General features: G+C 72.6%; 10 protein-coding genes. 6 read left to right on the top strand and 4 right to left on the bottom strand.

From position 1 onward, the window contains the following. The first annotated feature begins 3 nt into the window (after window positions 1–3). A complete protein-coding gene (locus ABZ457_RS26555; protein ID WP_359162167.1) occupies window positions 4–1,398 on the top strand; it encodes a metallopeptidase TldD-related protein in 1,395 nt (464 codons plus the stop codon). A gap of 133 nt (window positions 1,399–1,531) precedes the next feature. Next, entirely contained in the window at window positions 1,532–2,800 is a 1,269-nt protein-coding gene (gene tyrS / locus ABZ457_RS26550) for a tyrosine--tRNA ligase (RefSeq protein WP_359162089.1), read from the top strand. Window positions 2,801–2,883: 83 nt separating this feature from the next. Here the strand turns inward: tyrS and ABZ457_RS26545 are convergent, their stop codons facing one another. Continuing rightward, window positions 2,884–3,162: a GlsB/YeaQ/YmgE family stress response membrane protein gene (locus tag ABZ457_RS26545; protein ID WP_359162164.1), complete on the bottom strand. Its 279-nt coding sequence runs from the start codon at window positions 3,160–3,162 to the stop codon at window positions 2,884–2,886. Between the two features lie 223 nt (window positions 3,163–3,385). On the opposite strand from ABZ457_RS26545, the gene ABZ457_RS26540 reads away from it, so the two are divergent. Continuing rightward, window positions 3,386–3,751, top strand: coding sequence for a DUF3099 domain-containing protein (locus tag ABZ457_RS26540; protein ID WP_359162161.1), 366 nt, complete (start codon window positions 3,386–3,388; stop codon window positions 3,749–3,751). A 134-nt stretch (window positions 3,752–3,885) separates the two neighbouring features. Continuing rightward, window positions 3,886–4,113, top strand: coding sequence for a hypothetical protein (locus ABZ457_RS26535; RefSeq protein ID WP_359162086.1), 228 nt, complete (start codon window positions 3,886–3,888; stop codon window positions 4,111–4,113). Window positions 4,114–4,175: 62 nt separating this feature from the next. On the opposite strand, the gene moaA is transcribed toward ABZ457_RS26535, so the two are convergent. From moaA to ABZ457_RS26520, 3 genes are all read right to left on the bottom strand, one after another. Next, window positions 4,176–5,165 (bottom strand): GTP 3',8-cyclase MoaA, encoded by a 990-nt coding sequence (gene moaA / locus ABZ457_RS26530; RefSeq protein WP_359162083.1) that lies wholly within the window; start codon window positions 5,163–5,165, stop codon window positions 4,176–4,178. A gap of 152 nt (window positions 5,166–5,317) precedes the next feature. Further along, on the bottom strand, window positions 5,318–6,940 hold the full coding sequence (locus ABZ457_RS26525; protein WP_359162080.1) for a cation acetate symporter: 1,623 nt from the start codon (window positions 6,938–6,940) through the stop codon (window positions 5,318–5,320). Beyond that, window positions 6,937–7,305: a DUF485 domain-containing protein gene (locus ABZ457_RS26520; protein WP_359162077.1), complete on the bottom strand. Its 369-nt coding sequence runs from the start codon at window positions 7,303–7,305 to the stop codon at window positions 6,937–6,939. Before ABZ457_RS26520 ends, ABZ457_RS26525 begins: the two co-directional genes overlap by 4 nt. A 272-nt stretch (window positions 7,306–7,577) precedes the next feature. Between ABZ457_RS26520 and ABZ457_RS26515 the strand changes: the two genes are divergently transcribed. Both ABZ457_RS26515 and ABZ457_RS26510 read left to right on the top strand, forming a co-directional pair. After that, window positions 7,578–9,107, top strand: a complete 1,530-nt coding sequence (locus ABZ457_RS26515; RefSeq protein ID WP_359162074.1) for a S8 family serine peptidase — start codon at window positions 7,578–7,580, stop codon at window positions 9,105–9,107. A 301-nt stretch (window positions 9,108–9,408) separates the two neighbouring features. Then, a complete protein-coding gene (locus ABZ457_RS26510) occupies window positions 9,409–10,836 on the top strand; it encodes a CoA transferase (protein ID WP_359162071.1) in 1,428 nt (475 codons plus the stop codon). Window positions 10,837–10,923: the final 87 nt, after the last annotated feature.

Below are 10,923 nucleotides of genomic sequence, written 5' to 3'. Positions count from 1 at the left end.
CCGATGAGCCCCCGGATCACCAAGCCGCACGAGATCGTCGAGCGCGCCCTGGAGCTGTCCACGGCGGACGGCTGCGTCGTCGTCGCCGACGAGCAGTCCTCGGCGAACCTGCGCTGGGCGGGCAACGCCCTGACCACCAACGGCGTCACCCGCGGCCGGACCCTCACCGTGATCGCGACCGTGGACGGCGCCGAGGGCACCGCCTCCGGCGTGGTCTCGCGCTCCGCGGTCACCGCGGAGGAACTGGAGCCGCTGGTGCGCGCCGCCGAGGCCGCCGCGCGCGGTGCCGGGCCCGCCGAGGACGCCCAGCCCCTGGTGACCGGGGTGCCCGCCTCCCCGGACTTCACGGACGCGCCGGCCGAGACCTCGTCCGCCGTGTTCACGGACTTCGCGCCGGCCCTCGGCGAGGCGTTCGCCCGGGCCCGCGCGGGCGGCCGGGAGCTGTACGGCTTCGCCAACCACGAGCTGACCTCGACCTACCTCGGCACCTCCACCGGTCTGCGGCTGCGGCACGACCAGCCGAGCGGCACCCTGGAGCTGAACGCCAAGTCCCCGGACCGCGCCCGGTCCGCGTGGGCGGGGCGCTCGACGCGGGACTTCAAGGACGTGGACCCGGGGGCCCTCGACGCGGAGCTGGCCGAGCGGCTCGGCTGGGCGGAGCGCCGGATCGAGCTGCCGGCAGGCCGCTACGAGACCCTGCTCCCGCCGACCGCCGTGGCCGATCTGCTGATCTACCAGCTCTGGTCCTCGGCGGCCCGGGACGCGGCGGAGGGCCGCACGGTCTTCTCGCGTCCGGGCGGCGGCACCCGCGTCGGCGAGAGCCTGTCGCCGCTGCCGCTGACCCTGCGCAGCGACCCGCACGAGCCGGGCCTGGAGTGCGCGCCGTTCGTGATCGCGCACTCCTCCGGCGACGACGCCTCGGTCTTCGACAACGGGCTGCCGCTGGCGCCGACCCGGTGGATGAGCGACGGGAAGCTGGAGCGCCTGGTCACCACCCGGCACAGCGCCGGGCTGACCGGTCTGCCGGTGGCCCCGGCCGCGGACAACCTGATCCTGGACGCGGGCGGCGAGCGCTCGCTCGCGGAGATGGTCGCGGCCACCGAGCGGGGTCTGCTGCTGACCTGCCTCTGGTACATCCGCGAGGTGGACCCGGCGACCCTGCTGCTCACGGGCCTGACCCGGGACGGGGTGTACCTGGTGGAGAGGGGCGAGGTCGTCGGCGCGGTGAACAACTTCCGCTTCAACGAGTCCCCCGTGGACCTGCTGGGCCGGGCCTCGGAGGCCGGGCGCACCGAGAAGACCCTGCCGCGCGAGTGGGGCGACTGGTTCACCCGGGCGGCGATGCCGGCGCTGCGGGTGCCGGACTTCAACATGAGCTCGGTGAGCCAGGGCGTCTGACACCGGGCCGGGCCGCGAGGCCCGGCCCCCGGGGGCCATAGACTGGCTGCCACGATCCACCCATCGATCCACCCATCGATCCACGCACATCGATCCACGCACGCGTGTGCGCACCCGAGGAGACCGAAGAACCGTGACGGACATCGTCGACGAGCTGACGTGGCGCGGGCTGATCGCCCAGTCCACGGACGAGGACGCTTTGCGCAAGGCTCTCGCGGACGGTCCCGTCACCTTCTATTGCGGCTTCGACCCGACCGCGGCCAGTCTGCACGTCGGGCATCTGGTGCAGGTGCTGACCGTGCGCCGCCTCCAGCAGGCCGGGCACCGGCCGCTGGCGCTGGTCGGCGGGGCGACGGGCCAGATCGGCGACCCGCGGCCGACGGCGGAGCGCACCCTGAACGACCCGGAGACCATCGCCCAGTGGGTGACCCGGCTGCGGAACCAGATCGAGCCGTTCCTCTCCTTCGAGGGCGAGAACGCGGCGGTCATGGTGAACAACCTGGACTGGACCGCGGGCATGTCCGCGATCGAGTTCCTGCGGGACATCGGCAAGCACTTCCGCGTCAACAAGATGCTCACCAAGGACTCGGTCGCCCGCCGGCTGGAGTCCGAACAGGGCATCAGCTACACCGAGTTCAGCTACCAGCTGCTCCAGGGCATGGACTTCCTGGAGCTGTACCGGCGCTACGGCTGCACCCTCCAGCAGGGCGGCAGCGACCAGTGGGGCAATCTGACGGCCGGGCTGGACCTGATCCACCGCCTGGAGCCGGACGCCCGTGTCCACGCGCTGGCGACGCCGCTGATGACCAAGGCGGACGGCACCAAGTTCGGCAAGTCCGAGGGTGGCGCGCTCTGGCTGGACCCGGAGATGACCACGCCGTACGCGTTCTACCAGTACTGGCTGAACACGGACGACCGGGACATCTCCCGCTTCCTGCGGATCCTGTCCTTCCGCTCCCGTGCGGAGCTGGAGGAGCTGGAGCGGCAGACCGAGGAGCGCCCGCAGGCGCGCGCCGCCCAGCGCGCACTGGCCGAGGAGCTGACCACCCTGGTGCACGGCGCGGACCAGTGCGCGGCGGTGGTCGCCGCGTCGAAGGCGCTGTTCGGCCAGGGCGAGCTGGGCGACCTGGACGAGGCGACGCTGCGCGCCGCCCTCGCCGAGCTGCCGCACGCCCGGGTGACGGAGCTGCTGCCGGTGGTGGACCTGCTGACCGAGGTCGGTCTGGCGCCCAGCAAGTCGGGGGCGCGCCGCACGGTCAAGGAGGGCGGCGCGTACGTGAACAACGTGAAGGTGACCGCCGAGGACGCGGTCCCGGCCGCCTCGGACCTGCTGCACGGGCGCTGGCTGGTGCTGCGCCGGGGCAAGCGGAACCTGGCGGCGGTCGAGGTCGCGGCCGGCTGAGCCGGACGGGTGAACGGCGGAGGCCGGGCGGACGAGGTGTCCGCCCGGCCTCCGCCGGTTCTCCGGGTCTGCCGGGTCTGCCGCTAGGCGCGTTCGCGCCTGCCGCCCTTGATCGAGGTGTACGCCATGTCACCGAGGAAGACGATCACGATCGCCGCCCCGAGCTGGAAGATGTGCCGGCCCCAGTCGATACCGGGGGTGGACTCGATACCGAACGCCCTGGCCAGGGCGTTGCCCGCGATGGCACCGAGAATGCCGAAGATGGTGGTCAGCCAGAGGGGACTGTGCTGCTTGCCCGGGATGATCGCCTTCGCGATCAGGCCGAGCACGAATCCCACGATGATCGCCCACAACCAGCCCATGGCTGCCTCCTTGTACGGCTCCGCGTGAGCAGTTACGCCTGCCAGTGTCGTGCCGCTCACGCTGCGCCGCACCTCGGGGCCCCGCGCCGGGCCCGCGACGACCGCCCGGCGGGGGCCGCCGGCCACCCCCTCTCGTGGGGCGCGGGGCCGCGGCGTACCGTGGTGGCGGTCAGGGCGGCTGGTCCGGGAACGCCCGGCACGGGACACGAGGTGGTGGGGCGTGATGCTCAAGCGCGGCGAGGCCGAGGTCTTCCGGATCACGGGTGCGCGGCAGGGGCTCGCCGACGACGTGCGGGGCCGGCAGCGGCGCTATGTGATCTCGATGTCCGTGCGGACCGTCTCCGTGATCCTCGCGGCGGCGCTGTGGGACGTGGAGCGGTATGTCGCCGTGGTGGCGCTGGCCCTCGGTATCCTGCTCCCGTACATCGCGGTGGTGATCGCCAACGCGGGCCGGGAGAACGCCCCTTCGCTGCCGTCGGCGTATGTGACGGCAGCCCCGCTGCCGCCGATGATCGCCCCGGCGGGGGCCGAGGCCGCGGCGGAAAACGAGCGCTTCGAGAACCTCAAGAAAACCTCAGATCAATCATGAAGTTCCTGTGCACGCCGAGCCGTTGCTCGTGACATACTTCGTACGCGCTCCGCATCCCCCGTCGGAGCGACGGACCGACGCCGGGCAGCTCCCCCCGTGGCTGCTCGGCGTCGCCATGCGGGGACAATGACCGGGTGAACGACGAGACGCCGATCTGTTCCGCGAAGGGCTGCCGGGTGCCGGCCGTCTGGGTCCTCGCCTGGAACAACCCCACCCTGCACACGCCCGAGCGGCGCAAGACCTGGCTCGCGTGCGAGGAGCACCGCGAGCATCTGTCGCAGTTCCTGGGGGTGCGCGGCTTCCTCAAGGACGTGGTGACGCTGCCGGAGTGGGAGCGCCGGCAGGCGGAGGACACTCCGTAGCCCCCCGCACACCCCGTAACGCCCCCGGGCGTGCGCCCCGGCCCGACGGCCCGGTGCGGCGGTCAGCCGCCGATCGCGGACATCGGGCGGTCGGGCTGGAGGAACGAGGGGTCGTCCAGACCGGATCCGGCCTTCTTTCCCCACATCGCCCGCTTCCAGATCGCGGCGATCTCCTCGTCCGGCGCCTCCGAGCGCAGGGCGGCCCGCAGGTCGGTCTCCTCGGTGGCGAAGAGGCAGGTGCGCACCTGTCCGTCGGCGGTGAGCCGGGTGCGGTCGCAGGCGCGGCAGAAGGGGCGGGTCACCGAGGCGATGACGCCGACGCGGTGCGGTCCGCCGTCGACCGTCCAGCGCTCGGCGGGGGCGGAGCCGCGCTCCTCGTCGCCCTCGGGGGTGAGGGTGAAGCGGGTGCGCAGGGAGGCCAGGATGTCACCGGCCGTGATCATGCCCTCGCGCTTCCAGCCGTGCTGGGCGTCGAGCGGCATCTGCTCGATGAAGCGCAGCTCGTAGTCGTTCTCCACGGCCCAGGCGAGCAGGTCGGGGGCCTCGTCGTCGTTGAGTCCGGGCATCAGGACGGCGTTCACCTTGACCGGGGTGAGGCCCGCGTCGCGGGCGGCGGCCAGGCCGTCCAGGACGTCGCGGTGGCGGTCGCGGCGGGTGAGGGTCTTGAAGACCTCGGGGCGCAGGGTGTCCAGCGAGACATTGACCCGGTCCAGGCCGGCGGCGCGCAGGGCCTCGGCGGTGCGGCGCAGCCCGATGCCGTTGGTCGTCAGGGACATCCGGGGGCGGGGCTCCAGGGCCGCGACCCGTTCGACGATGCCGACGAGGCCGGGGCGGAGCAGCGGCTCGCCGCCGGTGAAGCGCACCTCGGTGATCCCCAGCTCGGCGACGGCGATCCGGATCAGCCGGACGATCTCGTCGTCGGTGAGGAGGTCGGGCTTGGCCAGCCACTGGAGCCCTTCCTCGGGCATGCAGTAGGTGCAGCGCAGATTGCAGCGGTCCGTGAGGGAGACCCGCAGGTCGGTGGCCACACGGCCGTAGGTGTCGATGAGCACGGTGGGCCCCCTCCCCTGGTTCGCGGAACTGATGTGTTCGAGCCTACGCCAGTGGTCCGTCAGGGGGTCGGGCCGATTGGCACGAGGCACGGCACGGCCGTGTCGTAGGGTCCTACGACACGGCCGTGGCGGGGTGCGGGTCGCGGGGAGGGTCAGTGGGCGCCGACGCCCGTCAGGGACTTGACCTCCAGTTCCGCGTACTTGCCCTTGTCCGGCTCCTCCTTCGAGAGGAGCGAGCCGAGCCAGCCGAGCAGGAAGCCGACCGGGATCGAGATCAGGCCGGGGTTCTCCAGCGGGAACCAGGCGAAGTCCACATCCGGGAACATCGAGGTGGCCTTGCCGGAGACGACCGGCGAGAACAGCACCAGGAGCACCGAGGTGGCCAGACCGCCGTAGATGGACCACAGGGCGCCCTGGGTGGTGAAGCGCTTCCAGAACAGGCTGTAGAGGATCGTCGGCAGGTTGGCGGAGGCGGCGACCGCGAAGGCGAGCGCGACCAGGCCGGCCACGTTGAGGTCGCGGGCGAGGGCGCCCAGGGCGATGGAGACGACGCCGATGAAGACGGTGGCCCAGCGGGCGGCCCGGACCTCCTCCTGCTCGGTGGCCTGGCCCTTGCGGATGACGTTGGCGTAGATGTCGTGCGCGAAGGACGAGGAGGAGGCGAGGGTGAGGCCCGCGACCACGGCGAGGATGGTGGCGAAGGCGACGGCGGAGATGACGGCGAGCAGGATCGCGCCGGCCGCCGAGTCGGTGCCGCCCAGATGGAGCGCCAGCAGCGGGGCGGCGGTGTTGCCCGCCTTGTTGGACTCGGTGATGGTCTCCGGGCCGACGATCGCGGCGGCGCCGAAGCCGAGGGCGATGGTCATCAGGTAGAAGGCGCCGATGATGCCGATGGCCCAGATCACGGACTTACGGGCGGCCTTGGCCGTGGGCACCGTGTAGAAGCGGATCAGGATGTGCGGCAGACCGGCGGTGCCGAGGACGAGGGCGATGCCGAGGGAGATGAAGTCCAGCTTGGAGGTCTCGGTGACGCCGTACTTGAGGCCGGGCTCCAGGAAGGACGCGCCGTGGCCGCTGTTCTCGGCGGCCTTGCCGAGCAGGTCGGAGACGTTGAAGTTGAACTTCCACAGCACCAGGAAGGTGATCAGCAGGGTGCCCGCGATCAGCAGGACGGCCTTGACCATCTGCACCCAGGTGGTGCCCTTCATTCCGCCGATGGTCACATAGACGATCATCAGCAGGCCGACCAGGGCCACGATCGCGATCTTCCCGGCGTCGCTGGTGATGCCGAGCAGCAGGGAGACGAGGACACCGGCGCCCGCCATCTGCGCCAGCAGGTAGAAGATCGAGACGACGATGGTGGAGGTGCCGGCGGCGGTGCGGACGGGCCGCTGGCGCATCCGGTAGGCGAGGACGTCGCCCATCGTGTAGCGGCCGGAGTTGCGCAGCGGTTCGGCGACCAGCAGCAGGGCGACCAGCCAGGCGACCAGGAAGCCGATGGAGTAGAGGAAGCCGTCGTAGCCGAAGAGGGCGATGGCGCCCGCGATGCCGAGGAAGGAGGCGGCGGACATGTAGTCGCCGGAGATCGCCAGGCCGTTCTGGAAGCCGGTGAACTGGCGGCCGCCCGCGTAGAAGTCGGCCGCGTCCTTGGTCTGACGGCCGGCCCAGACGGTGATGAACAGGGTCGCGACGACGAAGGCCGCGAACAGGGTGATGATCAGCGGCCGGTGCTCGGTGGTGGCGTTCGACGCCGCGAGCTGCAGCACGGGGCTCATACGCCGGCCTCCATACGGGACTTGATGGCGTCCGCCTTCGGGTCGAGCTTCGCGGAGGCGTGCCGCGAGTAGAACCAGGCGATGAGGAAGGTGGTCAGGAACTGGGCGAGCCCGAGGACCAGGGCGACGTTGATGTTGCCGAAGAGCTTGGTGCCCATGAAGCCGCCCGCGTAGTTGGACAGCAGGACGTACAGCAGGTACCAGGCGATGAACGCGACGGTCAGCGGGAAGGCGAAGGAACGGTAGGCGCGGCGCAGTTCGCCGAATTCCGGACTTTCCTGCGCCTGGACGAACTGCTCCGTCGTGGGCTGGGCCGGGCTGGGGACCGAGCCGCTCGGGGGCGGCGGCGGCGCATCGGTGGTCACGGAATCTCCTCGCGACGCGGAAGTGACGGTGGTCAGGGACGTGATGCCTGCGGGGGTGGCCTGTTGTCGTTCCACTCCCTGACAACGGCACGGCGGCCGCGGCGAACCGGTTCACGTCCGGTCTTTTTCCTTCGCGTTCCGTATCCGCCGTGTTGTTTTGCCTTCCTGGATCCATTGAAGAGCTGACATGATCGGCGATAGCTTCACTCGTCATGAACCCGCCCATTCGCAAGGGGTGTCTGGGCGGTTGTCACGGATGATGTGGAGAACCCATGGCTCATCTGGGATCCGGACGACGGCGCGCACTCGCGCTCCCCGTCGGTCTGGCACTCACGGCATCGCTGGGCTTCCTGCCGACGGGTACGGCGTCGGCAGCCGTCGCCGAGGATGTCCCCGCCGCGGTCTCGACGGACGGCCCCAAGCTGTCCTACGTGGTGAACGTGAAGAACGGCGGCGACAAGAAGGCCGTCAAGAAGGCGATAGCCAAGGCCGGCGGCACGGTCGTCCACGCGTACGACCAGATAGGCGTGATCGTCGTCCACTCGCAGAACCCGGCGTTCGCGCAGTCGGTCCGCCAGGTCCGCGGGGTCCAGTCGGCGGGTGTCACGCGCACCACGCCCATCGCGCCCGCGAAGGACATGGCCATCGAGTCGGAGCGCCCGCTGGCGGCGGCCGAGGCGAAGGCCGCGGCCGAGAAGGCGGTGGACGGCCAGGACCCGCTGGAGCCGCTGCAGTGGGACCTGCCCGCCATCAAGGCGGACAAGGCGCACAAGAAGTCGCTCGGCAGCAAGAAGGTGACCGTCGCGGTCATCGACACGGGCGTGGACGACACCCACCCGGACCTCGCGCCGAACTTCGACCGCAAGGCGTCGGTGAGCTGCGTCGGCGGCGTGCCGAACAAGGCCGACGGCGCCTGGCGTCCGGGCCCGGGCGAGTCCGACCACGGCACACATGTCGCGGGCACCATCGCCGCCGCGAAGAACGGCGTCGGCATCACGGGTGTCGCGCCGGGCGTGAAGGTCTCCGGCATCAAGGTCTCCCAGCCGGACGGCTTCTTCTACACGGAGGCCGTGGTCTGCGGCTTCGTGTGGGCGGCGGAGCACGGCGTGGACGTGACCAACAACAGCTACTACACCGACCCGTGGCTGTTCGCCTGCAAGAACGACGCCGACCAGAAGGCCCTCGTGGAGGCCGTCTCGCGCGCCGCGGGCTACGCGGAGCGCAAGGGCGCGGTCAACGTCGCGGCGGCGGGCAACTCGCGGATGGACCTCGCCGCGAAGGAGATCAAGGACACCACCAGCCCGAACGACTCCACCCCGGTGGAGCGGACGATCAACCCGCGTGAGTGCCTGGACATCCCGACGCAGATCCCGGGCGTCGTCACGGTCTCGGCGCTCGGCGCGAAGGGCCTGAAGTCCTCGTACTCCAACTACGGCAAGGGCGTCGTCGACATCTCCGCACCCGGCGGCGACTCGACCGCCCTCCAGCCGCCGGAGGGACCGGCGATCGACGGCCGCATCCTCTCCACGCTGCCCGGCGGCGGCTACGGCTACAAGGCCGGCACCTCGATGGCCTCCCCGCATGTCGCGGGCGTCGCCGCGCTGGTGAAGTCGACCCACCCGTACGCGCCTCCGGCGCTGGTGAAGGGCCTGCTGTACGCCCAGGCCGACGACACCGCGTGCACCAACCCGTACGACATCAACAACGACGGGACGGTCGACGCGGTCTGCGAGGGCGGCAAGCGCGACAACGGCTTCTACGGCACGGGTGTCGCGGACGCGCTGGACGCGGTCCGCTGGTAGTCGTGCCCGGGTGACCCACCCGGCCCGGAAGGGGCCCGGCGCGTCCGCGCGCCGGGCCCCCTCCGTGTGCGCGGCCGTTCGCGTGCGGGGGCCCGGCGGGCCCGTCTCACGTGCGGGGCCGCTCGTGTGCGGGGCCATTTCGCTTGCGGGGCCATTGCGCGAACTGTGGCCTTCCTCTCTGACGGGGCCGTCGGCAGGCCCGAATCGCTTCCGTACAGGGGGACTTGGCGCGCGAGGCGCCGCCGTACCGTCCGCCGGCGGGCCCGGCCCGGGCCCGGCGGCGCGGTGGGACACTGGCCGCATGAACGAAGACCGCCCCGCCCAGGGCACGGCACCGGTGGACGGCGTGGCCGAGGTCTGGGCCGCGCTCGGCGGGAGCCCCGGGCCGCCGGAAGGACTGGTCGTCACCGGCCGGGCCGGTCTGCCGGGGCGGCTGCCCGCACAGGCGCTCGCCCGCTCCTGCGTCGCGGTCTGCTCGCTGGCCGCCGCCGAACTCTCCGCGCTGCGCACCGGCGGCCCCGTCCCGACCGTCCGGGTGGACGACGACGCCGTGGCGACCGCCTTCCTCGGCGACCGGCTGGTGCGCGTCGACGGCCGGACGCCCACCACCTTCGCACCCCTGTCCCGCTTCTGGCGCACCGCCGACGGCTGGGTGCGCACCCACGCCAACTACCCCCACCACCGGGCCCGGTTGCTCGCCGCCCTCCGCCTGCCCGCCGACGCGGACCCGGACGCCCTCGCGGCGGCGCTGGCCGGGCGCCGGGCGGCCGAGGTCGAGGAGACCGTCTACGCGGCGGGCGGACTCGCCGTCGCCGTACGCACCCCCGGGCAGTGGGCGGCCCACCCACAGGGCGCCGCGGCCGCCGCGCACCCGCTGCCGGCGCTGCGCCCGGTCGGTGCGGAGTCCGCCCCGCGGGCCACCGCCCCCGCCCCGGCCGCGCTCCCCTGCGCGGGGCTCCGCGTCCTGGACCTGACCCGGGTCCTCGCCGGGCCGGTGGCCACCCGGACCCTGGCCCTCCTCGGCGCGGATGTGCTCCGCCTGGACCCGCCCGCGCTGCCCGAGGCCCAGGACGCCCACGACGACACGGGCCTCGGCAAGCGGTCCGCGCTGCTGGACCTGGCCCGGCCCGCCGACCGGGCCGTGTTCGAGGAGCTGCTCAGCTCGGCGGACGTGGTGGTCACCGGCTACCGCCCGGGCGCCCTGGACCGGTTCGGGCTGTCACCCGAGGCCCTGGCCGCCCGGCGGCCCGGCCTGGTGGTGGGCCGACTCTCCGCCTGGGGCCGGACCGGGCCGTGGGCCGGGCGGCGCGGCTTCGACAGCCTGGTGCAGGCGGCGTCGGGGATCGCGGTCACGGAGGGCTCGGGCCCGGACTCCCCCGGCGCGCTGCCCGCGCAGGCCCTGGACCACGGCACCGGGTATCTGCTCGCGGCGGGTGTGCTGCGCGCGCTGACGGACCAGCACCGGCGGGGCGGGGCACGGGTGGTGGACGTGGCGCTGGCGGGCACGGCCGCGTGGCTGACCGGCGGCGCGTACCGCCGCACCCCGGACCGCCCGGACTGCCCGGCTCCCGGCGAGGCGTTCGAGCCGGAGGAGCGGCTCACCGAGACGGACACCCCGCGCGGCCGGCTCCGCCACGCGCTCCCCGCCGTCGCCTACGACGGCGGCCCGGCCGGCTGGGCGTCCCCCTCCGGGCTGCTCGGCGCGGACCCGCCCGCCTGGCTCGGCTGAGAAAGTGTTGGGTAAGCCGTTGATCACTCGTGGTTGAGGTCTTCGGTGAGGCGTCGGGCTGCTTCGGTCTCGATGGGGCCGTGCGGC

The organism is Streptomyces sp. NPDC005805 (assembly GCF_040630445.1).
Taxonomy (GTDB): Bacteria; Actinomycetota; Actinomycetes; order Streptomycetales; family Streptomycetaceae; genus Streptomyces.
This window is presented reverse-complemented; position numbering and strand designations above follow the sequence as displayed.

Excerpts from the sequence above, each read along its gene's own strand:
- ABZ457_RS26555 (WP_359162167.1), top strand. The coding sequence starts at position 4 with ATGAGCCCCCGGATCACCAAGCCGCACGAGATCGTCGAGCGCGCCCTG.
- ABZ457_RS26545 (WP_359162164.1), bottom strand. The coding sequence starts at position 3,162 with ATGGGCTGGTTGTGGGCGATCATCGTGGGATTCGTGCTCGGCCTGATC.
- ABZ457_RS26540 (WP_359162161.1), top strand. The coding sequence starts at position 3,386 with ATGCTCAAGCGCGGCGAGGCCGAGGTCTTCCGGATCACGGGTGCGCGG.
- ABZ457_RS26525 (WP_359162080.1), bottom strand. The coding sequence starts at position 6,940 with ATGAGCCCCGTGCTGCAGCTCGCGGCGTCGAACGCCACCACCGAGCAC.
- ABZ457_RS26515 (WP_359162074.1), top strand. The coding sequence starts at position 7,578 with ATGGCTCATCTGGGATCCGGACGACGGCGCGCACTCGCGCTCCCCGTC.
- ABZ457_RS26510 (WP_359162071.1), top strand. The coding sequence starts at position 9,409 with ATGAACGAAGACCGCCCCGCCCAGGGCACGGCACCGGTGGACGGCGTG.